Here is a 24,699-nt window from a genome sequence, read left to right as displayed (position 1 = left end):
AGACGCGAGCGGCTGCGGGTAGGACGGGCACAGGGCGCGTCGACCACGCGCCCCCACCACGTCATCTTCTGATCAGGAGAGCTCTATGACTATGCGGGTAGCCGTAGCCGGGGCCACCGGTTACGCGGGAGGTGAACTCCTGCGCCTGCTCCTCGGCCACCCCGAGGTGGAGATCGGCGCCCTGACCGGGCACTCCAGCGCGGGACAGGCGCTGGGCAGCCTGCAGCCGCATCTGGCCCAGCTGGCCGGCCGGGTGGTGGAACCCACCACCGCTTCGGCCCTCGCGGGCCACGACGTCGTCTTCCTCGCCCTGCCGCACGGGCAATCGGCCGAGCTGGCCGCCCAGTTGGGCGAGGAGACGCTCATCGTGGACTGCGGCGCCGACTTCCGCCTCGCGGACGCCGCCGACTGGGAGACGTTCTACGGCTCGGCGCACGCCGGTACCTGGCCGTACGGTCTGCCCGAACTCCCCGGCGCCCGAGCCCAGTTGGCGGGCACCCGACGGATCGCGGTGCCGGGCTGCTACCCGACCGCCGTGGCGCTCGCCCTCTTTCCCGCCTATGCCGCGGGCCTCGCCGAGCCCGAGGCGGTGATCGTCGCGGCGTCCGGCACCTCCGGCGCGGGCCGCACCCCGCGGGCGGATCTGCTCGGTTCCGAAGTCATGGGTTCCATGCGGCCCTACGCAGTGGGCGGCGGCCACCGCCACACACCCGAAATGGTGCAGAACCTCAGCGCCGTCGCGGGCCACCGCGTCGCCGTGTCCTTCACCCCGACGCTGGCGCCCATGCCGCGCGGCATCCTCGCCACCTGCTCGGCCTTGGCACGCCCGGGCGCCACGGCCGACGAGGTGCGCGCCGCGTATGAGAAGGCCTTTGCCGACGAGGTGTTCGTACGGCTGCTCCCCGAGGGCCAGTGGCCGAACACCGCGGCCGTGTGCGGGTCCAACAGCGCCCAGATACAGGTGGCGCTCGACACCTCGACCGGCCGGCTCGTCGCGATCAGCGCCATCGACAATCTGACCAAGGGCACCGCTGGAGGCGCCGTGCAGAGCATGAATGCCGCCCTCGGCCTGCCCGAGCCCATGGGGCTTTCCACGATCGGAGTGGCACCGTGAGCGTCACCGCAGCGCGAGGTTTCACCGCGGCCGGCATCGCCGCGGGCATCAAGGAGAACGGCGGCAAAGACCTGGCCGTCGTCGTCAACCACGGGCCGAGCCATGCCGCGGCAGGCGTCTTCACGTCCAACCGCGTCCAGGCGGCACCCGTCCACTGGTCACGGCAGGTTCTCGCGGACGGGAAGGTCCGTGCGGTCGTGATCAACTCCGGTGGTGCCAACGCCTGCACAGGCCCCAAGGGGATCGAGGACACGTACGCCACCGCCGAAACGACGGCCGGGCTGCTGGACGTCGACACCGAGGACGTGGCGATCTGCTCCACCGGACTGATCGGGGTGCTGCTGCCCGTCGGACGTCTTCTGACCGGCCTCGAGACGGCGATGGACCGGCTGTCCGCGGCGGGCGGCGAGGACGCGTCCCGCGCCATCATGACCACGGATTCGGTGCCCAAGACGTCCTCGGTCACCAGAGAGGGCTGGACCATCGGCGGGATGGCGAAGGGCGCCGGCATGCTCGCGCCCGGGCTCGCCACCATGCTCGTCGTCCTCACCACGGACGCGGCGCTCGACAGTGACGTACTGGACAAGGCGTTGCGCGACGCGACCCGGCTGACCTTCGACCGGGTCGATTCGGACGGCTGCATGTCGACCAACGACACCGTGCTGCTGCTCGCCTCCGGGGCGAGTGAAGTCACCCCCGAATACGCGGAGTTCGCCGCCGCCGTGCGCGAGGTCTGCGACGACCTCGGGCAGCAGCTGATCCGCGACGCCGAGGGCGCCAGCAAGGACATCGAGATCGAGGTCGTGGGCGCCGCGAGCGAGGACGACGCCGTCGAGGTCGGCCGGTCCATCGCCCGCAACAACCTCCTCAAGTGCGCGATCCACGGCGAGGACCCCAACTGGGGCCGGGTGCTCTCCGCGATCGGCACGACCAAGGCCGCGTTCGATCCGAACCAGCTGAACGTCGCCATCAACGGCGTCTGGGTCTGCAAGAACGGCGGCGTCGGCGAGGACCGTGAGCTCGTCGACATGACGGACCGCGCCGTGCGGATCACCGTGGACCTGTCCGCGGGCACCCAGTCCGCCATCCTGTGGACCAACGACCTGACCGCGGCCTACGTCCACGAGAACAGCGAGTACTCCTCATGAACACAACCCCCCCGGCGCCGGGAGCAGAGGCCGACGCGACACTGACCGAGCGCTGGAACAGCGTCATGATGGACAACTTCGGCACGCCGCGGCTGCCTCTGGTCAAGGGGCGCGGCACGCGGGTCTGGGCCGCGGACGGTACGGAGTACCTGGACTTCATCGGCGGCATCGCGGTCAATGCGCTCGGGCACGCCCACCCCGCGATACGGCTGGCTCTGACGCGGCAGTTCGACACGCTCGGCCACGTGTCCAATCTGTTCGTCGCCGAACCGCCCGTACGTCTGGCGGAGCGCCTGCTGCGGCTGGCGGGCCGCACCGACGGCCGCGTGTACTTCTCCAACTCCGGTGCGGAGGCGAACGAGGCGGCGTTCAAGATCGGCAGGCTTACCGGCCGGACCCATATGGTGGCGGCCGCCGGCGGCTTCCACGGGCGCACCATGGGCGCCCTGGCGCTGACCGGCCAGCCCGCCAAGCAGCGCCCCTTTGTGCCGCTGCCGGGCGAGGTCGACCATGTCCCGTACGGGGACGCCGAGGCCCTGCGGGCCGCCGTCACCGAGGAAACCGCGCTGGTGGTCCTTGAACCGGTGCAGGGCGAGAACGGGGTGGTGGTGCCCCCGGCCGGTTATCTGCGAGCTGCCAGGGAGATCACGGAGGCGACCGGCACGCTGCTGGTCCTCGACGAGATCCAGACCGGTATCGGGCGCACCGGGCACTGGTTCGCGGCGCAGGCCGAGGGCGTCGAGGCCGACATCGTCACCCTGGCGAAGGGGCTGGGGGGCGGGCTGCCCATCGGGGCGACCCTCGCTTTCGGCGCGGCCGCGGCGCTCCTGACGCCAGGCACGCACGGCTCCACCTTCAGCGGCAACCCCGTGGTGTGCGCGGCTGCCCTCGCCGTCCTGGACACGATCGAGGACACCGGTCTGCTCCCCCACGTACGACGCTCAGGTCAACGGCTGCGCCAGGGGCTCGAGGCCCTCGGCCACCCGCTGGTACGCGAGGTGAGGGGGGCCGGGCTGCTGTGGGGCGTCGTCCTCGACGGTGCCCGCGCGGCGCGGGTCCAGGAAGCGGCCCAGGAGCAGGGGCTGTTGGTGAACGCGGCGGTGCCGGACGTCATCCGGCTCGCACCTCCACTGAATGTGTCGGAGGACGAGGTGGACGCGTTTCTCGACCGGTTCCACGCGGCGCTCAAATCCGTCGGCTGAATTCCGTCGGCTGAATTCCGTCGGGTCATTTCCATCGGCTGGAGTCCGTCGGCTGACGGGCGGCGGACGACAGCCGGCCGAGAACGGACCCGCGTACAACTCGGGCATTCACGCCGTCATTTCCTGGAGGAGAATTCCCGCAGCGGAACGCCGGACTCATATCGACAGCTTTCCGTCAGTTCCCGTCGACAGGACAAACGCGGACGCCGCCCGGCTGTCAACAGCCGGGCGGCGCGCAAGCGTTCGAGCGGGCCTCAGGTGACGGCCGAGGTGCCCCTGGGAGGCTTCACGTCGGTTCAGTGCATCCTTCCCCTGGAGGCGTGATGGCGCACCAGACCGAACAGACCGCAGGGCTCGCCGGCTCCATGGCACCCGCGCTCCCGCAGCCACCGGCCCGGCAGCCGCGGGCCACGCCGGACGCGCCGCGCCGGGGTCAAGTCCTGACGACGCGGGTCGGCCTGCAGATACCGGCCAAGATGGCCTACGACGAATGGGAGCGCGCCGGACGGCAGCTCGCCGACGTCCTCGACTCGTCCTCCTGGTGGAAGGGGGACTGGATGGTCTACGGGAAAGACCACTACACCGACCGCTACCAGCGCGGCATCCGGGCCGTCGGGCTCTCGTACCAGACGCTGCGCAACTACGCCTGGGTCTCCCGGCGCTTCGACCACAGCCGGCGCAGACCGGCCCTGACCTTCCAGCATCATGCGGAACTGGCGTCCATGACCGTGCCGGAACAGGAGCTCTGGCTCGACCGCGCCGAGGAACACCGGTGGACCACCAAGCAGTTGCGCCATGCCATCCGCGCCGTCCACCAGGGCGAGCAGCAGCGGAGCGTGCCGCCCGCACCGAGCCGTCAGCTGGAGCTGCCCGGCAACCGGATCGAGCGGTGGCACCAAGCCGCACGGCAACGAGGCGTGGACTTCGAGCAGTGGGTGGTCAGCACGCTCGACAGTGCGGCGCACAGCACCCTGGACGAGGAGAGCGGCGAGCCCGATGCGGACCTCATCGAGCAGTCGGCCCGGCCCGCGGCAGCCGTGCATGCCTGACCGTACGGCCTGACCGCCCGCGTCCGGGCCGCTCCCGTCATCCTCCCAGCTTGCTCATCAGGGCCGCCGTCTCGCGCTGATAGGTGCAACCGCTCTGCCCGAACGACTCCCGCACCCGCTCGCGCACTTCTCCGGGCTGCTCCTGGCTCAGCTTGAACATGCCCTCGGCCTTGGTGACGGTGAGGCGGAAGGCGCCCACGGCGGGCACGATCTTGCGGAAGTAGTCGAGCGAGGCGGTCATGTCCCAGCCGTTGCCGAACGCTCCCTCGTAGGCGCTCACGGTGGCCCGCACGACCTCCAGCGTCTCCTCGATGGTCGTGATCTTCTCGATCACGCCGCGTACATGCACGGAAGTGAAGTTCCAGGTCGGGGCGGCCGGCGTCGTCTCGTACACGGTGGGCGACACATACGAGTGCGGGCCGGTGAACGTCAGGAGCAGCAACTGGCCGTCCTGCAGCGCCGACCAGTGCGGGTTGGCCCGGTTCAGATGCCCGAGCAGCGTGGCGCCGGGCAGTCCGCCCTCCGGGTCACCGACGGCCGCGGGATCGAAGATCACCGGCAGGTGCGTGGCGTAGGGCCCTTCCTGAGGGTCGCCGTTGGTCACCGCGAGCGCCAGCGGATTGCCACGGACCAGGTCCACCATCCAGGACGCGTCCGGCTCACGATAGAAGCTGGGTACGAACATCCGAATTCACCTTTCGGGAATAGAGTCGGGGACGGGGCCCTGATGCAGGGCAAGGGGAATCCAGAAGAACGCCGGTCACGCTACTGGCCGTCCTGGCGACGGGACAACCTTCTAGGAAATCAGGGGCGTTCGACGACGCCGGGGGCAATTCCACGCTCATTTCGGTTGCCCGCACGACGCCCGGAAGAGAACACTGCAAAACGGTCTCTCGAGCCAGCCGGTCGAGTTTTCCACACGCCAGCGGGAGAGTTTTCTATGGACACAACGGGTAGGCCCAGCGAAGAGATCTACGACGTCGTCGGTATCGGGTTCGGCCCGTCCAACATGGCGCTCGCGATCGCCCTGGAGGAGCACGAGGCCACGTCCCCCGAGCAGCCGATCAGGTCGCACTTCTTCGAGCGGCAGCTCATGTTCGGCTGGCATCGGAACATGCTGCTGCCGTCGACGACGATGCAGATCTCGTTCCTCAAGGACCTGGTGACCTTCAGGAACCCGGTCTCGCGGTACAGCTTCATCTCCTTCCTGCACGCCTCCGACCGACTTGTTCAGTTCGTCAACAACCAGGACTTCTACCCGACACGCCACGAATTCCATCAGTATCTGGAGTGGGCGGCGTCGAGCCTGAGCGACCGGGTCACCTACGGGACCGAGGTCACAGCCATCCGGCCCGTCGCCGACGCGGACGGTCAGCCGGGGCTCCTCGATGTCGAAGTGCGCGGCGCCGACGGAACGACCAGCGTCGTCACCGCGCGCAACGTGGCCATCTCCACGGGTCTGGTGCCGCGACTGCCGGACGGCATGTCGGCCGGTGCGCGGGTCTGGCACAGCTCGGAGTTCCTCAGCAGGTACCAGCAGCAGCCCCCGCATGAGCTGCGCAACGTGGCGGTGGTCGGCGCCGGCCAGAGTGCGGCCGAGATCACCCGGTTCCTCTACGACTCCCTGCCGCACGCCGAGGTTTCGGCGATCCTTCCGTCGTACGGCTACTCCGTCGCCGACGACACCCCCTTCGCCAACCAGATCTTCGACCCCAACGCGGTCGACGAGTACTACTTCGGCACCGAGCGCGCCCGTGACTCCTTCTGGCGCTACCACCGCAACACCAACTACTCGGTGGTCGACGCGGACGTCATCCGCGCGTTGTACCAGCGCTCGTACGACGAGCAGGTGCGCGGCAGCCAGCGGCTGCACTTCCGCAACCTCACACGGGTCGCCGAGATCGAGCACCTGGGCGACGCGACAAAGGTCGTCCTGCACTCCGTACTCGACGGCACACAGGAGCACATCGTCGTCGACGCGCTGGTGTTCGCCACCGGTTACGACGGCCTGGACCCGGCGAGGCTGCTCGGCGACGACTTCGACCGCAACTTCAAGCGCGACGAGTCGGGCAGGCATCAGGTGACCCGCGACTACCGCCTCGTCACCGCGACCGGTCTGACGTGCGGGGTCTATCTGCAGGGCGGCACCGAGCACACCCACGGGCTGTCCTCGGCACTGTTGTCGAACATCGCGGTGCGCAGCGGGGAGATCGCCGACTCCATCGTGCTGCGGCGCACCCGGGCGGAGCTGGCCGATGCGCAGCTCGCGCACTCGGCCGTCTGAGCCGCCCCCGCCCGCAGGCCCTGGCGCCGTCCTCCGGCGCCGGGGCCGCCCTGTGCCTCCGCTGCACCCGTTCTCGAGCAGTTCACGACGATTCGTCGAGCGGACAGTGAGTCACTTTCCTCAGAGCTCTCAGGCGGTCGAGGAACACCCGGCCACGCGTACCCCGAACCGTACTGACACAACTTCCCTGCTGATCAGGCCCGGCGCGCGTCCGGGTCCTCCACAGAAGGAATCGTGCCCATGAGCGCCCTTGTCCCGGTCGGTGAACTCATCGCTCCTCCTGCGAGGTTCTCATGACATCCCTGACACACCTCGCCCAGCTCAAAGCCAATGCCATCGACGACGCCCTGCCCTGGCTCGCCCGCCACCAGGGCCACACACTTGTCATCAAGCTGGGCGGCCACGCGATGGTCGACGAGAGCCTCACGGCGGCGTTCGCCCGCGACATCGTCTTTCTGCGCTGCGCCGGGCTGCGGCCCGTGGTGGTGCACGGGGGCGGCCCGCAGATCGACGCCGAGCTCGCCCTGCACGGTCTGACGCGTGAGTTCAAGGCCGGCCTGCGGATCACCTCGCCGCTAGCGATGGACGTGGTGCGGATGACGCTCTCCGGCCGGCTCCAGCGCGAACTGGTCGGCCTGATCAACCAGTTCGCTCCGCTCGCCGTCGGCATGACCGGCGAGGACGCGAACAGCCTGACCGCCAGGCAACACCAGCCGTGGATCGACGGGGAGCCGGTGGACATCGGCCGGGTCGGAGAGATCGTCGAAGTACGGACCGACGCCATCGAGGACCTGCTCTCGGCCGGCCGGATACCGGTGATCTCTCCGCTGGCCCGCAGTGTCGAGGACGGCCATGTCTACAACGTCAACGCCGACACCGTGGCGGCGGCGCTCGCCACCGCCCTCGGCGCCCAGCAGCTCATCATGCTCACCGACGTGGCGGGCCTGTACGAGGACTGGCCGCACAGCGACAAGGTCGTGGAACGGCTCACGATCAGCGAACTGGAGAAACTCCTGCCGGAGTTGAGCAGCGGCATGGTGCCCAAGATGACGGGCTGCCTCGACGCCGTGAAGAGCGGGGTCGGCGCGGCTCGCGTGATCGACGGCAGAGTCGCACACGCGGTGCTCCTGCAGATGTTCCCCGGCGACGCGTTCGGGACGGTCGTCGTCCCCGATCCGGAGGTCGTGGAGCCACTGCGGGACAACCCGTTCCTCAAAGCGATGACTTCAAGTGCCGGTCGGTCTCACAGCACCTTTTGAGCATGTCCTCATGCGCCCGCTCGAGCCGGTCGATACGGGCCTGCAGCTCGGCGACCTGGGTCACCAGGCTCGGTGGGTGCGGGCGCGTGCACGTCAGGGCGGGTGAGTGGTTGAGGATCGCCTCGAGCCGATAGCGCAGGGCAAGGCCCGGCTCGATGCCGAGCGTGCCGATCAGACGGCGGCGCGCGCTCTCGTAGACGCCGAGTGCCTCGCTCTGGCGGCCCCCTCGATACAGGGCGACCATCAGCAGGTCGTAGAAACGCTCTCGCAGCGGATGGTCGGCGATGAGCCGCTCCAGGTCGGGGATGACAGCGAGATAGGTGCCCGTGTTCAGACGGGCCTCGTACAGAGCCTCCAGGGTGGTCAGTCGCTGTTCCTCGAGGCGGTCCGCCTCGGCCGTGCAGATGGGCCCGTGACAGCTGTCCAGCAGGGCGGGCCCGTGCCACAACTCAATGGCCTGGCAGAGGAGTTCCACCGCGTAACGCGGGTCTTCGGGCACGGCTGTCCGCCCTTGCGCGGACAGCCGTGCGAAGCGGGCCACATCGGTCGAGGCATGACCGAGGGTCAGCAGGTATCCGGTGGGCAACGTGCTGATCCACTCGTGGTCGCGTTCCGGAAGCAGCCGGCGCAGCCGTGAGACATGGGCCTGCAGCGCGTTGGGCGCGTTGGCAGGGGGCCGGTCTCCCCACAGCTCCTCGACCAGGCGGTCCACCGAAAGACGCTCCCCGGCATGGATGACCAGGGCTGCGAGCAGAGCCCTCTGCTTGGCGCTGGCGGGCGCGAAGCCGACCCCTGTCCGCACATCGTGCACGATCACGGGCCCGAGCAGCCGGAACTCCGTCGCCTCGCGCACCGCCGGTACGGCGAGTTGCTCGACGGTCATCGCACTGCCTGGGGCGACTCCTCGGCCGGCAGCAACGCGCGGCTCACGTCGTCGTGGATCCGCTGCGTCACCTCAGCAAGTCCGCTGCCCTGAAAGTAGAAGTGGCCACCCTCGAAGAGGTGGTGGCCGAGGAAGCGCTCGGACACCCCGGCCCAGCCCGCCATGCGCTGCGGCGGGGCCACATGGTCCTGGGCGCCGCCGAACAAGGACAGAGGTACAGGCAGCGGGGCGGTGAGCGGCGGGGTACGCCAGGTCTCGCTGATCCGCAGGTCCGCGCGGATGGTCGGCGAGAACAGTTCCCACAGCTCGTCGTGGTCCATGACCGAGGACGACGTACCGCCCATCGCCGTGAGCTCCGCACGCAGGTCCGCGTCCGAGAGCAGGTGGCGGCGTGTGGGGTCGCCGTCGGGGTGCAGCGTGCTGCGTGCGGACACCCCCAGCCAGACGGGCGGGGTCCGCCCGGCGGCCAGCAGCCGGCGGGTCAGCTCGTACGCCACGAGCCCGCCCATGCTGTGCCCGAAGAACGCGAAGCGGCCGCGCAGCCTGTCGTCCAACTCATGCTCGAAGTGATCGAGGAGCGCGCCGGTGTCGCTCACGGCGGCCCGCTCGTCGCGCGGACCGCGGCCCGGGGCATCGGGTACGTACACGTCCCAGTCCGCCGGGAAGCATGCCGGCCAGTCGCGGTACATCAGATGCGAGCCACCGGAGTGATGGAACACGAACAGACGCAGCCGGGGCTCAAGGGCCTTTAGCATGGCGGCTCCCGGGACAAGACACTCACGTGTCCGGATGGATGGCCTGGCCCTGGACGAAGGACTGGGCTTGTCGACGATAGCCGCGGCGCCCGGCGGACAGCCGTCCGCTCAAGTGAGGCTCGACGCGTTCTGGAGAACGTCTCCAGGCCGAACGAGCCTGCGTACAGGCCGACTCGAGCGCCGGTACAGCGTCGTACGAAGAGGACGCGAACCGTTCTATCTTTCCACGGACCCCCAGACCGATCTGGCTGGTCTCCGGTACGACCAACTCTCGTTGCGTACGGGGAGGAAACTGTGGAGATTCAGGTTCTGGGCCCGCTCACCGCCACCCTCGACGGCGTCTCGATCGTGCCCACCGCGAGCAAACCTCGCCAGCTCCTTGCGTTGTTCGCCTTTCATCCGGGCCGGATCATCCCGGTGGGCACACTCATGGAGGAGCTCTGGTCTTCCCACCTGCCGCAGAGCGCCATGACCACGCTGCAGACGTACGTGCTGCAGCTGCGCCGCCGGCTGGGCACCGCCATGGGGCCCGACGCCCCCGGCAATGCCAAGGAGATCCTCTCGACCCGGCACGGCGGCTATGTCCTGCAGATCTCGGCCGACTGCGTGGACGTGTACCGCTACGAGCAGTTGGTGGCCGACGGCCAACGCGCCTTCGAGAGCGGCGAGGACGCCCACGCGGCCGAGCACTTCAAGAGCGCGCTCGCCATGTGGAAAGGCCCCACTCTCGTCGATGTCCCCGCCGGCACGGTCCTCTCCATCGAGATCCTCCGGCTGCGGGAGTCCCGTCTGGTCACGCTCGAGCGCCGGATCGACGCCGATCTGCGCCTGGGTCGGCACGGCGACCTCGTCTCGGAACTCGCGGACCTGATCGCACGCCATCCGCAGCACGAGGGCCTGCACGCGCAGGCGATGGTCGCGCTGTACCGTGCCGGTCGCCAGGCGACCGCACTCGATGTCTACCGCAGGCTGCGCAAGCGTCTCATCGACGAACTCGGTGTGGAGCCCTCGCCGCAGTTGCAGCGTCTGCACCAGATGATCCTTGCTGTCGATCCGACGCTTGATGTGCTGTCGGGCGAGCGGCGCACCTCGACGTTCAACCTGTTTGCGGCCTGATCACGTCGATCGGCCCGTGGCCTTCAGCGAGGCGTGGCGGGCCGAGCGGAGGGTGCTCCAGCGACGCTTGAGCCGGCTTCGACTGATGCTCGATCACAGTCCCGGACACTGGCCGGACTGATATCGGGACGGATCCGGAGGCCGGGACCATGACCGTCGAGTTGATCGACACCCGTACCGAACGCCTCGGCCGGGCCCAGGAATTCGCAGCGCTGCACCGGCAGGCCGAGCAGTTCTACGCACGTCAGATGCGCATCCTCGATACGCACGATGTCGCGGCGTGGGGTGGCCTGTTCACCGAGGACGCAACCCTCGACCTGCCCTTTCTGCCCGAACCGGTGCCGGCGCGCACCGGGCTGACCCGTTATCCCCGCGCCGGTGCGGCGCGCCGGCGGCGGGCCGGCCATCGCCTCACCCACTGGGTGGGCCGGCTCGACCTGCTGCCCGGCCACGATCATGCACTGCGCACCCGCTGTTCGGCCCTGGTACACGCACCGTCGGACGAGAGCGAGAGCCAGGCCCTGCACATGGGCGGCGGCAAGTCGCTGTACGTCTGTGTGATGGAGGACGCCCTGGTCCCCAGCCGCGGCGAGTGGCGCATCGCGCACCGCCGGGTGCTCCGTGACGACCTGGCCTGAACTGCCGTGCAGCCCGCGCCGGTTGATCGGGACGTCAGGATTCTGTCAGGGGTTTGGTGATGGCCTTGCAGATGCTCGAGCGGCGCACCTCGGGAAAGGAGAGGGGCCTTCGCCTGGGCGCGCCCCGGACAGCCGATGACCACTAGCCGCTTCGCTCGTCCGCAGGACGAGCCGATCGCTGTCATCGTGCGCCTCGGTCCCGACGAAGCTCCCGTGGTGGAGTTGCGCGGGCCGATCGAGGCCACCCGGGTCAAAGCCGCACTCGATGCCCTCTCGGCACGCCGCCCGGGCACTCCTGCCTGGCTGGCCGACCTGCACCGCCGCGGGCCCGGGCAGCACACACTGCGCTTCAACCGCAGCGCACACCCGGCCCGGGAGCAACCGCCCCTGGGCGCGCTGGCCGACCTCCTCACCCGCGGCGGCCGCAGTTCCCTGCGCACCCGCCGCCTGACCGCGACGCCGCTGCAGCGTGAACTCCTCGCGGACGCGGACGCGCACCCCGGTTCCGGGCGCCAGGTCGAGCAGGTGGCCTGGGACTGGCACGGCCCGCTGGACGTGGCGCGGTTCACTGCGGCTTGGCACTCGGTCTTCGCCAGGGAGTCCGTGCTGCGCACCGCCTTCGACGGCTGGGCAGAACCCGGTCTTGTCATTCACGAGGAGGCCGAATCGCAGATCTTGCGCATGCCGTACGGCAGCACCGAATGGCCCTCTCTCGTCGAAGCCGAACGGCGCCGCGGCATCGACCCGCGCCGCCCGGCCCCCCTGCGTATCACCCTGCTGGGGGGCGGCCCGCGAGGACGGGCGCAGCCGGCCCGGATTCTCCTCACGTACCATCACGCGCTGCTCGACGGCTTCTCGATCCGGCTCCTTGTCAGGGAGTTCTACCGTGGCTACCTCGCCGGTGGAGTGCTGCCCGGCGGAGAGCGCCGTCCCGACATGACGGACTACGGGACCTGGCTTGCCTCGCAGCGCACCACACCCGCCGACGGCTTTTTCGCGGCTTCCGGTGACTCCGCCGCTTCTGATGACTCCACTGCTTCGGGTGACTCCACCGCTTCCAGTGGCTTCCGAGCCGGTGAACCGTTGTGTGTCCCCCCTCTGTTCACCCCTGGCGGGCGCGGCGACGGACGCTCCCTGCTGCGCCTGACCGAGCAGGAGACAACAGAGCTCAGGCGCTGGGCCGCGCGGTGGGGCGCGGGCGAGTTCATCGCCCTGCAGGCGGTGTGGTCGCTGCTCCTGTACCGCGCCGGCCGGGCCGAGGGGCGGGCACAGGTGCGTTTCGCCACCACCGCCACCGGCCGCACCGTCCCGTTCGAGGGGGCAGAGCTCACCCCTGGCGCCCTGGCCGGTCCGCTGCCGCAGTCCGTGCTCGTGGACCCGCACGCCACGCTGCCCGAACTGATCGCCGCGTTGCGTGACCGTTTCCTCGACCAGACCGCGTACGAATGGATGTCGGTGGGGCAGATCCACGAACTGGCCGGCAGGACGCAGCCGCCCGCCGACACCCTGCTCACCTTCGAGGCGGCACCGCGCATCCTCACCGATTCGCAGACCGAACTCGGCGCACTCGGTGTCGAGGTGGAGCCGCCGCAGAGCCTCGGCGCGCACACCGCCTACCCGGTCACCCTGATCGCCCAGCACGACCGGCAGGGCCGGCTGGTCCTGACCGCCACCTACGACCGGGCACACCGCCGCGAGGTCATGGAACTGCTCGCCCATGTGGTGCTGCTGCTGCGCGAACTGCCAAGAGGTGCCGGAGAGTTCACCACCGTCGGCGAGGCGCTCGAGTTGCTCTCCGGGCTGGGGATCGGAACCCCGCCCCGCGCGAAGGCCGCCGAGGCGCCGAGACCGAGCGAGGCCCCCGAGGACAGTGTCCCGCAGGCCGTGCTGCGCCTTCCGGCATGCGCCGGCGCCGGCACGATCGGTCTGCTGCAGGCGCCGGGCATCTCCCGTGCCTTCTACGGCCGGCTCGCGCACGCCTACACCGGGCCGGAGGAAATTCTCCTGCTGGGGCCCGTACCGGCCGGCGGCCCCGCGGCGGACACCGCCACACGCGCCGTGCACGCCACCCTCGGCGCCCGTAGCCGTTCCGGCGCGGGCCTGGCCCTGGTCGCCTTCTCCGGTGACGGCGAGGCCGCCTGCGCCATCGCCGCTCTCAGCGCGGCCGACGGCCACCGGCCGCTCGCCGTCGTGCTCGACGCGGCGGGAACCGCTCCCGACAGCCTGGCCCGCGCACTGGCGTCCGCCCTCGGACGCGGTCTGTGAATCCCCTTCGGCGCGACCACAAGGAGGCATCCGTGCCTGTTCATCAGCGCAAGGACGAGATCGTCTCCCGTGCCTGGGCACAGGCGGTGGCGATGACCCGCGGGGACGGCGACCGTGCGGAGTTGGTCGCCGCCGCACTCGAGGCGCACCGCGCGCTGTCGCGCGGGTTCAAGCAGAACGTCCCGGTGACGGCTCTCATACCGGACGGCGCGGTGAGCGGACTCGCCGCCTTCGTCGCGGTGTACGCGGCCTGCCGGCAAGAGCATCGTCCGCCCGGACCGAGCGCTGCGCTCTCGGTCGAGGAGCGCTGAAGACCCGCCTGGGAAGCTATCGGCCGTGCGGCAGCCCGAGCGCCCCGGTCTCCTCGCCGGCCGCTGGGCGCACCGGGAAACGCAGGATCGTGGCGCCCTCGTGCTGCCGTCGGGGAGCGACGGCCGCGGGGCTGCGGTAGGTCGCGGCCAGTACGTCGTCGAGCGCCTCGCCGAATCGCGCGATGTCCTGCGTGGTGGTGTCGTGGCTCAGCGAGACGCGTACCGCGGTCGTGATGCCGCGCCCCGGCAGATAGAGCGGGGTCTCCTGGCCGACCACCTTGCGTACGACGACACCCCGGTCCGCCAGCTCCTTGCGCATCCGCCCGGCGGACAGCCGTTCGTGGCGGAAGGCCAGCATCGCTGACTGGACGCCGCCGGGGGCGATCACTTCGACCCCGGGGGCCCGTACGACCATGTCGCGCACCGCATCGGCCAGCTCCTGGTCCGGGAAGACCTGGGGAAGTTCGGCGAGCGCCGCGTTCAGTGCGACGACGGCGGCGCCGTGCGGCTCCGGCCGCGGCCGCATTCCGTCCGAAGGCTCGTAGTAGCCCTTCAACTCCGGTGTGAAGCTGGCGAATCCGATGGCCTGCGGGCCGCCCAGGTAACGCCAGCCGTCGGCGGTGAGCAGGTCGCAGCCGATCTGCGAGACGTCCAGCGGCAGTTGCCCGACGGAATACGAGGCGTCGACCGCGTACAGGCCCCGGTGGGCCTGCAGCATGCGGCCGATGTCCTCGACCGGGTTGACGATGCCGCAGCCGGCCGGGACGTGCGTCACCGAGACGAGCGCGACGCTGTCGTCGAGGTGGGCGCCCATCCACTCCAGGTCCAGGTCGCCGTTCTCCCGCAGCGGGACGACGGTCAGGTCGCAGCGCGTACGGTCGCGCAGCGCGTACAGCGCGGTCAGCTGCTCGTGACCCTCGTACGGCGTGGTCCAGACGCGGTCGCCCGGGCCCAGCGGCAACTGCTCCGTGAACGCCGCGAACGCATCGGCCGCGCCCGTGAACAGGGCGGTGTCGCCCACAGGTGCCCGCAGAGCGGTGGACAGGCGGAGGGCGAGCTCGTCCCGCACCACGTCCTCGACGTACTCCTCCAGTTCGCAAGAGCCGTATCGGTCGTCGTGCCGTGCCCAGTGCGTGAACGCCGCACGGGCGGCGTCGGGCATCCGGCCCTGGCCGGCCGGGTCCAGGTGGACCCGTGTACCTCCGTGAGACGTCGCCTTCATGTCCGGGGCTCCCCTCGGCGCTTGGAAACTTTCTGCCTAACTTGTTGGCAAGATATTGCCTGGCGTCGGGAGATTTTGGCAACAAGCATTCCAGTGGGAATCTAGTAAGCGATTTCATCCGGGGGAAATGTCGCATTCCCCCCGCCGCGACCGCTCTTTGCCTTGTTGCCAGGCAGGAAGTTGCCGAGTTTTGCCAAGCGGCGCGGATTTCTGCCAAATTCTTCAACAACCCTGTATACGCAGGTCAGAGCGCTGCTTCTGGAGAAATGCGGGAAGCGGTCGACGCCCTGGAGAGAATCTGCCGGAAGGCTCTATTAAATCTCGACCGTTTTACGAGAGATACACAAGGAACTCTTGCCAAGCTTCTTGGCAGAAGGTTGCCAACGCCGAAGCACAAACTGACAAACCAAGGAGCCAGTCATGAACCGCATCGCCCGGATCGCCACCACCGCCGCCGCCGTCGCCGCCACCGCCTTCGCCGGAGTGGCCATCAGCTCCTCCGCCGCGTACGCCGCCGACACCGCGTCCTCGGTGACGCAGACGGCCGGCGACCCGGGTCTGCCGAGCACGCCGGTCGGCGACCCGGGCCTGCCCGTCGCCCCCGCCGCCGAGGGTGACCCGGGTCTGCCCGTCGCCCCGGAGGGTGACCCCGGCCTGCCGACCTCCCCCGCCGGCGACCCCGGCCTGCCGATCGCCCCCGCCGCCGAGGGTGACCCGGGTCTGCCCGTCGCCCCGGAAGGTGACCCGGGTCTGCCCATCGCTCCCGAGGGTGACCCCGGCCTGCCCGTCGCCCCCGCCACCGAGGGCGACCCGGGTCTGCCGACCTCCCCTGTCTCGCTCGCCGTCTGAGCGCGGTTCGGTCTCGGACGCAGCGCCACCGAGAAGCCCCCGCCGGCCTTGAGCCGCCGCGGGGGCTTCGGCCTGTCATCGGCGCCACGGTTTTGCCAAGACCGCCCCGGCCGACCGCGCGGCCCCTCCCCTGCCGAACTGTGCATCCAGCGCCGCTCAAGCGAGACGAGACGGCGCCACAAGACGTACTTGCCAAAGTGTTGGCAAGAAGTTTCCAAGCCGGAAGGCGTCGCCCCGAGGAGCGAATGATGTCGGTCTTGTCGGTCTGTGATCTTGTCGAGCAGCACATCCGAACCCGGCCCGACGCGCCCCGACTTCGGTCGGCCGCCGACCGTGTCGCCCTCCACCTCCGTACCCGCGGTGTGCGCGACGGCGACCGTGTCGCCACCACGCTGACGACAGGTACGGACGCGGTGGTCGCGCTCCTCGCGGTCTTGCGCGCCGGCGCCGCTCTCGTCACCCTCGACCCGTCCGCGCCGGCCGCCCGCCGCCGGCTGATCGTGCGCGACAGTCTCGCCCGGGTGGTCCTGACCCGGGGTGAGGGCGAAGGCGACTACCGGGGCCTGGACGCGCTGGTCGTGGATCTCGACGGCATCGAAGCATCGGCCGCCGAAGCCCCGGCCACCAAAGCGGCGGACTTCACCGCACGTCCCGGCGGGCCGGCCCAGGCAGCGGCGTACATCTGGTACCCGGCCGCAGGCACCGCGCAGGGCATCGCGGTCTCGCACCGGGAGCTCCTGGCAACAGCGGGATCGCCCAACCCCCTTGGTACGCAGGACCCTTGGGGCGCGGACCTCGACACCACACTGCGCCCGTGGCGCCGGGTCCTGGAGATCGGCGTCGGCGCGCCCGGACGCTTCGGCGCCCTCGGCGGCCTCCCGGAGTGCGAGGAATACTGGGCCACCGACCCGTGCGCACGCACCCTCGCCACACTCGCGGCCCGGGCGCAGTGCGGCCCGGCGCTCAGCCGGCGGACGCAGCTGCGCTGCCAGGAGCTCGAGGACGTCATGGGGCTCCCCACGGACCACTTCGACGCGATCGTGCTCGGCACGGCGGTGCACCGCTGCGCCTCCCCCGCCGCCGTACGCGGCCTCGTCGAACACGTCCTGCCGCTTCTTGCGCCGGGCGGTGCGTTGTTCCTCGGCGACGTGAACACCCGGTTCCTCGGCGACGTGAACACCGGCCGGGACGACCTGCCCACCGATGGTGAACCGGCGCTGCATCCGGACGTGTTCGCCTCGCTCGCCGATGAACTGCCCGCAGTACGAGCGGTGGACCTGCGCATCCCACGCACCATCCACCCCGACGAGCGGACCCGTCACTCCTACGACATCGTCCTGCACACCGCTGAGCCGGTCGCCGACCTGGCCACCGCACCCGTCCTGCGCTGGGGCACCGATGTCTGGTCACCCGCAGGCGCCACCGCGCTCCTTGAGGCGGCACGTCCCGCGACCCTGCGGCTGGCCGCCGTGCCCGACTCCCGTGCGCCGCACGGCCGGCTCGCCCCGGATCCGGAGGAGCTGTGCGCGGCCGGTGAACTCCTGGGGTATCTGGCGCTGCCGACCTGGTCGGGACAGGGGCGCGGGCTGCTCGACATCGTGTACGTCGACCCGGACCAGATCCCGGCCGGGCCACTGACCGGCGTATACGCGGCACCGGCCACCTCTGCCGGGGACCCGGCGGACAGGAACACCGAGGACGCATCCACCGACGAGGAGGCAGCCGCGGCCGACCGGACCGAGCCCGGCTCCCCGATCCAGGAGATCATGCGCGACCTGTTCGCCGAGGTGTTGCGCCTGCCGCGCAGCCAAGTGCACGCCGGGTCCGACTTCTTCGCCCTCGGTGGCGACGCATCCGACGCCGATCTGCTGCTGTCCAGGGTCCGCGCGACTATGGGGACCGATCCGGGTGTCCGGGCGCTGTACGAAGCATCGACACCCGCGGAGTTCGCCGCCGTGCTCGGCGACGGCCCGGCCACCGCCTGCGGGCCGGTCCGTGCGGGCACGGAGAGCACCGTGCTGCCGCTGCGGCTGCTCGGTCCGCTCGACCGTCGGGCCCTCGACCGGGCCCTGACCGATCTGGGCCGGCGGCACGAGGCGCTGCGCTCCTCACGTATCGGAACGGCCGGCACGCGACTGCGCGCGTTCGCCGACGACGACCACCTCCTCGAACTGACCCTGCCCGCCGACTCGGTCGACCTGTGGTCGCACCTGCCGCTGGCCGCGGAACTCGCCCGCGCCTACGAGGCCCGCGCCACCGGCGCCGCCCCGGACCACTCCCCCACCGGTCTGGACTGCGCGCCCCGGGCGCTGAACGGCGACACGGCACCCACCTCGCTGCCGGGCTGTGCCCCGCGCGAGCCCCGGCCGTACGACCCGTGCGCGCACGCCTCGTACGACCAGGTACAGATCGACCTGGACGAGCAACTGCACACACGGCTCGTCGCGTTCGCCGCCGCGCACGGCGCCACCGTCTTCACGGTGGCGCACGCCGCGCTCGTCACCCTGCTGAGCTCGCTCGGCGCCGGCGGCGGACGGGTGACGGTGGCCGCGCAGGTCCCGGCCCGGCACAGCCACGCCCTGCGCGGTGCGGTCGGTTTCTACGGGCGCACGCTGGCTCTGTCCGCGGACACCACGGGTGACCCGGCCTTCGGAGAGCTGCTGCGCCGGGTGCACAGCGCGGACCTGGCCGCCTTCGGGAGCCCCACCGGCGAACTCGCCGAACCCGGAGGTGTCGCCCTGGCGGTGCTCCAGGAAGTGCGGGGAGAACCATGGCAGTTCGGTGCGGCCGGGCTCACCGTGCAGCCCGAACGGCCCCGACTGCCCGTGGCGGATGCCGATCTGGTGCTCACGCTGACCGAACGGCAGACCGCGGAGGGCGGCTGTGCGGGCATCGTCCTCGGCGCCGCGTACCGAGAAGGGCTGATCGACCAGGAGGCAGCGGAACTCGCCGAGCAGTTCGCCGCGGTGCTCGCGGCGGTGCTCGACAGCCCGGAGCTCCCGCTGAGCCTGCTCGGCCCCCAGCCGCCGTCAGCCGATGCGTGCGCTCCCTGGGCGGGCGAGCGGAGCGCGCTGCCCGTCGACCGCACCGATGACGTCCTCGCGCTCTTCCGCACCCAGGTGGCCCGTGCCCCTCTCGCTCCGGCGCTGCCCGGTGTGACGTACAGCGAACTCGACGCTCGCGCCGACTTGTTGGCGCGCGCGCTGATCGGTCACAGCGCGGGACCGGGTACGTCGGTGCTGACGGCACTGTCCTCACCTGTCGCCTTCGCGGTGGCCGCGCTCGCCGTCCTCAAAACGGGTGCGGCACTGTTGCCGGTGGACCCCTCCACCGCCTTGACCTCCGATGTGTGCCCTGCGGTGCTGCTGCTGGATGAGACGGCGGATCTGGTACTCGGGCCCGTGCCTGGAGCGGCCCGCCTGGTGCAGGGCGAGGCGGGCCCGGCGTCGGCGCCATGGCCGGTCACCGACGCCGACCGCGTCCGTCCGCTCGCCGAAGGTGCGCCGGTGCTGCTCGCTCCCACCGCCGACGGGACGGTCCTGGTCGGTGCCGCCGCCATCGGCGCCGCGGCCCTGGCTCCGCCCGGTGACGCCGCCTGGCTGGTCCAGGGCTACCCGGACGCGGACACCGCGCTCGGCCTGCTCGGCGCCCTGGTCTGCGGCGCGCGCGTGCACGTGCCGGACGGTGCGCTCACCAAAGCCGTACCGCAGGAAGTCCTCGGCTGGCTGCAGCAGATGAAGGCCCGCACCGTGCTCGGCGGCGCGGACGAGACCCTGTGCGCGTTGCTCGCGCTGGCCCGCGGCGAGGACATCGAACTTGCTGTCAGCGGTGGCTGGGCGGAGGGCCGCCTCGTCGTCGAGCAGTCCGGCGACAGCCCCGTCAGGCCCGCCCCCGGATACCGCGTCTACCTGCTCGACGGCGAGCTGCGGCAGGTGGCTCCCGGCGAAGAGGGAGCGCTGTACATCGCGGGCGCGGGCGTGGCGCAGGGCTATGCGGGGGCGCCCGCCGCGACCGGTGAGCGGTTCCTGCCCGACCCGTTCGCACCGGACGGTGCTCCTGCCCGGATGTGGCGTACCGGTTGTGCCGGTCGTCTGGATGCCGGCGGTGCGCTGCGTGTGCTGGACCGCGGTGCGGGTGACGACCCGTTCGACGACACGCTCGCCACCTTCGTCGTCCTCGCCGACCCTCAAGGCCATCACGCGCTGTGGCCCGCGACGCTCGCCGCACCCGCGGGCTGGCACCGGACCCACGCCGAGAGTTCCTACGAAACGTGCCTCGACCACATCACCGCCCGCCTGGGCGGGCTTTTGTGAGAGCGGCGGATCGTCGCGGGCCGGTTCAGGAGCTGCCGTGCGCCGCCGCGGTCTGCACCGCGTCCGCGGCATCCTGCTGCATCTCCGTGAGCGCCTTGGCCAGGAGACGCCAGATGTGCGCGGCAAGGTCGAGATTCGCGTCGGCGTGCGCCTGCTCGGCGAGGGCACGCAACCCGTCCACTCCGCTCGGGTCGCCGCTGCGGATCCGCAGCTGGTTGCGGAAGATGTCGAGCCGGACCTGGTCGCGATGGCTCATCCGCAGCTGCTCCTGGGCGAGTTCGTCAAGGAGGGCGCCGGCGTCGTCGTACCGGCTGGTGAGGAACGCGTACTCGACCTTGAGCGAGTTGAGCTGCTGGCGCAGACCGTCGGTGCCGACGAAGGCCAAGGCCTGCTCGGCGCCGGTGATGCACGCCTGCACGGCCTGCGCGTCGGGCGGTGTCTGCACGACGAACGAGCGGCCGGCGGCAATCCGCAGGCGCAACCAGAGCACCAGGTCCTCCTTGCTGGAGAACCCGTCGAGTGCCTGTTGCAGCAGACGTGCCGCGCCCGCGTCGTCGCCCTGTCGCGCGCGGATGGCGGCCGCGCCCCACAAGGACTCCGCCCAGAGGGAGTCCGTGCGGCCCTCGACCAGCGTGATGAGCTCGTCGGCGTTCGCCTGTGCCTCCGTCAGCCGCCCCGCCTCGCTCTGTGCCGAGAGCAGGGCGAGCAGCACCCCGGCCAGGTCGTCGACGCCCAGAGCGTGCTCCCGCGAGAGCTGATGGGCCGTCATGGCAAGTTCCAGGGAGTAGGGAATGTCGCCCAGGGCGCGCACACAACGCGAGAGTCGGCTCAGGCCCCGTACCCTCAGCGGCACAAGGCCCACCTGGTCCCCGAGCCGGATCAGCTCTTCGAGATGGACCCGCTCGGCCTCGAAGTCGACCTGCCGGCGGCAGTGTTCGGCCAGGAGCCAGACGGCCTGCCAGCGCAGCACCGGTGACTCGTGACCTTCCGCGGACAGGGCTTCCTGCAGGGTGACGAGCGCGTCGTCGGCGCCTGTCGAGGCGGCGAGGCTGAGCGCGTTGGCCAGCGAACCGCCCGCGGGCGCCTCGAAGTCCGCCGGCTGCACACCGAGCCGCTCGGCGAGATAGGCGACCGCCCGATCGGTCGGCTGGCGTGCCCCGGACTCCAGGCGGGAGAGATAACCCGTCGACATGCCGTCTCCGGCCAGCGCGGTCTGGGAGAGCCCTTGGGCGGCACGCATCTTCTTCAGGCGCTGTCCGAACGCGGGTTGTCGAAGCATGGAGGCCTTTCGCCGGGTTCCCTTGTGTTCCAGGAGCAGGAACAGAAGCGGAATGCTCTGGCTGCCGGCGGGAAGGGGACCGGCGGGGTCACATCGAGGTTAGACAGGGCGGCAACTGCTCGGCAAACATTTGCCAGGACGCCGGCCTGCGCCTTTGCCGGCTCTCGTGTGTTTCTCGTGCGGTCCTCACGACTTCTTCGAGTGTTTGTCCAGCGAGAACGGGCAGGATCTCCGTGTTTAGGTCAGGTTCTCCGACAATGAGTGACGAGGTGTGTCAATTGCCCCCTCTCTCCCGAGAATCAGAGTCGTTCATGAACAGCCCGATTCCCTGTGCCACGCCTTGGGGCGCCGGCGCCAAGGCGATAGCAGCTCGGTGGGCCTCGCCCGGAGATGATGACCTCGACTGGCCGTGAGGTGCCCGAGCTGTTCGCAGCACGGGCGCCCTCGCCTTGAGTGACGGTCGGACAGGGCCGCACGGTGGGCGGCCCGCCTGGCAGGGAGGACGTGCGGTCCGCGTCCCGCGGGCAGGCCACCCACCGTGGACGGGTGAAGGTCAGGGGCCGCACGGCCGCAGGCGGCCCCGGGACATCAGGCAGGCCGCTGGGCTGCGGCACATGTCACCGCTGGAGCAGGCCCACCGGGTCCGGCAGCGTGACGGGGCGCGGAACCGCCCGCGCCCAGGGGAAGCCGAGGTGGAGCTGCAACTCGGGCGGGCGGGACGCGGTGGCCTCGTCCACCGGCAGGGCGATCGCGACCAACACGTCGGGCGTCGGCTCCAGTTCGAGGAAGTGCCACCGCGGGAACGGATCCTGGGCCGGTGGACGGAACGCCAGGACGCCGCGCTCGTCGGCCAAGGTGAAGACGAACTCGTCGAAGGGCAGCCCGAGTCCGAGGCCACGCGCCTTGGAATAGGCCTCCTTGAGCGTCCACAGGCGCAGCGCCCGCCGGTCGCGCGCTGGGCCCTGCCCGACGCGCGCGATCCACTCCTGCTCCTCGGGGGCGAAGGTGGAGGTGATCGTTTCGATGGCCTGGGCATCACGGTCGAGGACTTCCACGTCCACACCGATGCGGTGCCTGCGGACGATGCCGAGCAGGTTGTAGCCGCTCGCGTGCGACAGGTTGAAGTCCAGGTGACCGCCGCCGCGGGGCAGTCCGCCGGGCATGGGCCGCAGGAAGGGGCGCCCGCGTGGGGAACGCCAGATGCCCAGTTCCGCCTCGACGAGCCCGGCTTCCAGCGCGAGCGCACGGCGGACCAGGTTGTGGGCAACGAGGTATTGGCGCCGGTCCCGTTCGAAGAGGAAGCGGTCCGCGGTCTGCTGTTCCTCCTCATCGAGCCAGTGTTCGGCCAGTACACTCGCGAGCTCGGGCGGCAGCTCGTCGTTGGAGCACAGCCACACCTTCACCGGCTCCGGCGGCGAGGCGGTCTCGGTGCGGTGCGCCCGCGGCGCTGTGGTCACGTTCATGCGTCGCAGCTCTGCGGCCGGCGCAGCATGGCGGTACCGGGCAGCACCAACAGCTGCTGCGACGTGGGCTGTTCACCACGGCTCACGTCGACGCCTTCCAGCCACAGCCGGGTGAGCGCCTCCAGGTGACGTCCTCGCCACAGCGCTGCCAGATAGGCACCGGTCTCCTCGAGCTCCTCGAGGAGAGGGGGCCGGCCCGACTGCTTGCGCAGATCGGCGTGGCGCACGGCGGGATCCTCCGCGCCCTCGGCGAACCCCTCCAGCAGGCGTGCGAGTTCGCCGCGGTGGCGTACGGTCACAGCGAGGCGGCAGGCCATGGCGGCGCGGCCGATGCGCAGTTCATGGGCGACGGCGGCCAGCGACGGGGGCGCGTCGGCCCGGTCGGTCAACCGACCTGCGATCAGCCGGGCGGTCTCCGTCAGATGCCGCGGGGTGGGCGCCGACAGCAGGAACAGTTCGTCGCGGTCCTCGGCGTCCGGTGCGGCGGCGGGTGTCGCGGGGCCTGTCGGCAGATGTTCTTCCAGGATCACGTAGCCGCTGGTCCCGCTCGCATCACGTACCCGAAGGGCGGCGGTCCGCGCGGGTTCGCTGCTCTGTGGATCACGCCGCTGTGGCGGGGCTACGCCGTGGCCATCGCGTCCGGGCGGCGGCGCGCCGGGGGTCAGCTGTCGGACGGTGCGCGCGAACGCCGGGAAGCCGAGGGCGGCTTGGGCGTCACCCGCTTCGCCTTCTTCCACGATGATATCGGTGGTCTCCAGGTCCGCGGCTGCCCGCGCCTGCCCGGCGAGACGGGCGTCGGCGTGTGCCGGCCCCTCGCGTCCGGTGTGCCCGGCGGCGCTGGCGCGGATGACCGCGAGCACGGGGTCACCGCTGCTCAGGGCTGCCGTGAGCGGCTTGACGAGGATGCTGCCCCCGCCGCTGCCGGCCTCTGCGAGCACGGCCGCGGCGCAGTCGCCGGCCCGCAGCGTACGCAGAGCAAGATGCAGAGCGCTCAGGAAGGAGGTCGCGCCGCTGTCCACGCAGTGGCTCGGCCCGCGCAGGTCGATCAGTGCGGAGAGCCTGCCGGCCAGCGCGCCGCCGCTGCCGACCGCGCCGGCGAGGTGAACGCTCACGGCGCGGGGGGATCCGTGCGCCGTGGTGAGGGCATCGAGCCGGGCGCCGACCTGTCCGGCCTTCTCCATCATCTGCCAGACGGTCTCCAGCAACAGGCGTTCCTGCGCGCCGAGTCGTGCGGCGTCCTCCGCGTCGAGGCCGAAGAACTCCGCATCGAACACGTCGAGGCCGTCGGCACTCGGCGCGCACGCGTGCAGGGCCGTGATGGCGTACCGGTCGACGCCCGAGTCGTCGATCGCCTCTGGTGCCGCAGCCCGCTCGTGCGGGTTCCGCCCAACCGGAGTGGAATCCGCCGTGGCCCCGGTGGAGTCGGCGACCACCGGCTGAGGGGTCGGGGCGTCGAACGGCGTCCCGGTCAGCAGGGCCACGGCCTGGTCCCTGGCCATCGTGCCGCCCTTGAACCGGGTCAGGATCTCCCTGGTGTCCATGCGTGTCC

At 70.8% G+C, this 24,699-nt stretch carries 19 protein-coding genes; 12 read left to right on the top strand and 7 right to left on the bottom strand.

From position 1 onward, the window contains the following. The first annotated feature begins 85 nt into the window (after positions 1–85). From argC to G6045_RS02015, 4 genes are all read left to right on the top strand, one after another. Positions 86–1,114, top strand: coding sequence for an N-acetyl-gamma-glutamyl-phosphate reductase (argC, locus tag G6045_RS02030; protein ID WP_165329985.1), 1,029 nt, complete (start codon positions 86–88; stop codon positions 1,112–1,114). Next, positions 1,111–2,262 carry a bifunctional glutamate N-acetyltransferase/amino-acid acetyltransferase ArgJ gene (gene argJ / locus G6045_RS02025; protein ID WP_165329984.1) on the top strand — a complete coding sequence of 384 codons (1,152 nt, stop codon included), beginning with the start codon at positions 1,111–1,113 and terminating at the stop codon, positions 2,260–2,262. Before argC ends, argJ begins: the two co-directional genes overlap by 4 nt. Then, positions 2,259–3,464 (top strand): acetylornithine transaminase, encoded by a 1,206-nt coding sequence (locus G6045_RS02020; RefSeq protein WP_165329983.1) that lies wholly within the window; start codon positions 2,259–2,261, stop codon positions 3,462–3,464. The genes argJ and G6045_RS02020 overlap by 4 nt, the downstream gene beginning before the upstream one ends. Positions 3,465–3,787: 323 nt before the next feature. Then, positions 3,788–4,513: an LmbU family transcriptional regulator gene (locus tag G6045_RS02015; protein WP_235967429.1), complete on the top strand. Its 726-nt coding sequence runs from the start codon at positions 3,788–3,790 to the stop codon at positions 4,511–4,513. 37 nt (positions 4,514–4,550) lie between these two features. Here the strand turns inward: G6045_RS02015 and G6045_RS02010 are convergent, their stop codons facing one another. Then, positions 4,551–5,198 carry an FMN-binding negative transcriptional regulator gene (locus G6045_RS02010; protein WP_165329982.1) on the bottom strand — a complete coding sequence of 216 codons (648 nt, stop codon included), beginning with the start codon at positions 5,196–5,198 and terminating at the stop codon, positions 4,551–4,553. A gap of 255 nt (positions 5,199–5,453) precedes the next feature. Here G6045_RS02010 and G6045_RS02005 point away from each other — a divergent pair, with 255 nt between their 5' ends. Then, on the top strand, positions 5,454–6,797 hold the full coding sequence (locus G6045_RS02005; protein WP_165329981.1) for a lysine N(6)-hydroxylase/L-ornithine N(5)-oxygenase family protein: 1,344 nt from the start codon (positions 5,454–5,456) through the stop codon (positions 6,795–6,797). Between the two features lie 293 nt (positions 6,798–7,090). Further along, a complete protein-coding gene (argB, locus tag G6045_RS02000) occupies positions 7,091–8,056 on the top strand; it encodes an acetylglutamate kinase (protein ID WP_165329980.1) in 966 nt (321 codons plus the stop codon). On the opposite strand, the gene G6045_RS01995 is transcribed toward argB, so the two are convergent. Both G6045_RS01995 and G6045_RS01990 read right to left on the bottom strand, forming a co-directional pair. Further along, complete coding sequence (locus G6045_RS01995) at positions 8,010–8,939, bottom strand: AfsR/SARP family transcriptional regulator (protein ID WP_165329979.1); 930 nt, start codon at positions 8,937–8,939, stop codon at positions 8,010–8,012. The genes argB and G6045_RS01995 overlap by 47 nt on opposite strands. After that, the gene (locus G6045_RS01990; protein ID WP_165329978.1) at positions 8,936–9,694 is read right to left on the bottom strand and encodes a thioesterase II family protein; all 759 of its coding nucleotides are present in this window, start codon (positions 9,692–9,694) and stop codon (positions 8,936–8,938) included. The genes G6045_RS01995 and G6045_RS01990 overlap by 4 nt, the downstream gene beginning before the upstream one ends. A 294-nt stretch (positions 9,695–9,988) precedes the next feature. Here G6045_RS01990 and G6045_RS01985 point away from each other — a divergent pair, with 294 nt between their 5' ends. The 4 genes from G6045_RS01985 to G6045_RS01970 all read left to right on the top strand — a co-directional run bounded on the left by G6045_RS01985 (position 9,989) and on the right by G6045_RS01970 (position 14,024). Then, entirely contained in the window at positions 9,989–10,810 is an 822-nt protein-coding gene (locus G6045_RS01985) for an AfsR/SARP family transcriptional regulator (RefSeq protein ID WP_165329977.1), read from the top strand. 149 nt (positions 10,811–10,959) lie between these two features. After that, the gene (locus tag G6045_RS01980; protein WP_165329976.1) at positions 10,960–11,448 is read left to right on the top strand and encodes a nuclear transport factor 2 family protein; all 489 of its coding nucleotides are present in this window, start codon (positions 10,960–10,962) and stop codon (positions 11,446–11,448) included. Between the two features lie 135 nt (positions 11,449–11,583). Next, positions 11,584–13,713, top strand: coding sequence for a condensation domain-containing protein (locus G6045_RS01975; RefSeq protein WP_165329975.1), 2,130 nt, complete (start codon positions 11,584–11,586; stop codon positions 13,711–13,713). A 32-nt stretch (positions 13,714–13,745) separates the two neighbouring features. Continuing rightward, positions 13,746–14,024, top strand: a complete 279-nt coding sequence (locus G6045_RS01970; protein ID WP_165329974.1) for a hypothetical protein — start codon at positions 13,746–13,748, stop codon at positions 14,022–14,024. 16 nt (positions 14,025–14,040) lie between these two features. Here the strand turns inward: G6045_RS01970 and G6045_RS01965 are convergent, their stop codons facing one another. Beyond that, complete coding sequence (locus G6045_RS01965; RefSeq protein ID WP_165329973.1) at positions 14,041–15,246, bottom strand: aminotransferase class V-fold PLP-dependent enzyme; 1,206 nt, start codon at positions 15,244–15,246, stop codon at positions 14,041–14,043. A 420-nt stretch (positions 15,247–15,666) separates the two neighbouring features. On the opposite strand from G6045_RS01965, the gene G6045_RS41925 reads away from it, so the two are divergent. Continuing rightward, positions 15,667–16,095 (top strand): hypothetical protein, encoded by a 429-nt coding sequence (locus tag G6045_RS41925; RefSeq protein ID WP_165329972.1) that lies wholly within the window; start codon positions 15,667–15,669, stop codon positions 16,093–16,095. A 248-nt stretch (positions 16,096–16,343) separates the two neighbouring features. Beyond that, a complete protein-coding gene (locus G6045_RS01955) occupies positions 16,344–20,408 on the top strand; it encodes an AMP-binding protein (protein ID WP_165329971.1) in 4,065 nt (1,354 codons plus the stop codon). A 25-nt stretch (positions 20,409–20,433) separates the two neighbouring features. On the opposite strand, the gene G6045_RS01950 is transcribed toward G6045_RS01955, so the two are convergent. The 3 genes from G6045_RS01950 to G6045_RS01940 all read right to left on the bottom strand — a co-directional run bounded on the left by G6045_RS01950 (position 20,434) and on the right by G6045_RS01940 (position 24,691). Continuing rightward, the gene (locus tag G6045_RS01950) at positions 20,434–21,687 is read right to left on the bottom strand and encodes a helix-turn-helix domain-containing protein (RefSeq protein ID WP_165329970.1); all 1,254 of its coding nucleotides are present in this window, start codon (positions 21,685–21,687) and stop codon (positions 20,434–20,436) included. A 617-nt stretch (positions 21,688–22,304) separates the two neighbouring features. Beyond that, entirely contained in the window at positions 22,305–23,150 is an 846-nt protein-coding gene (locus tag G6045_RS01945) for a 4'-phosphopantetheinyl transferase family protein (RefSeq protein WP_165329969.1), read from the bottom strand. Next, a complete protein-coding gene (locus G6045_RS01940) occupies positions 23,147–24,691 on the bottom strand; it encodes a beta-ketoacyl synthase N-terminal-like domain-containing protein (RefSeq protein ID WP_165329968.1) in 1,545 nt (514 codons plus the stop codon). The genes G6045_RS01945 and G6045_RS01940 overlap by 4 nt, the downstream gene beginning before the upstream one ends. Between the last annotated feature and the right edge of the window lie 8 nt (positions 24,692–24,699).

This window comes from Streptomyces mesophilus (assembly GCF_011044995.1).
Classification (GTDB): Bacteria; Actinomycetota; Actinomycetes; order Streptomycetales; family Streptomycetaceae; genus Streptomyces; species Streptomyces mesophilus.
The sequence above is the reverse complement of the archived record's forward strand: the minus strand, read 5'-3'. Positions and strand labels throughout refer to the sequence as shown.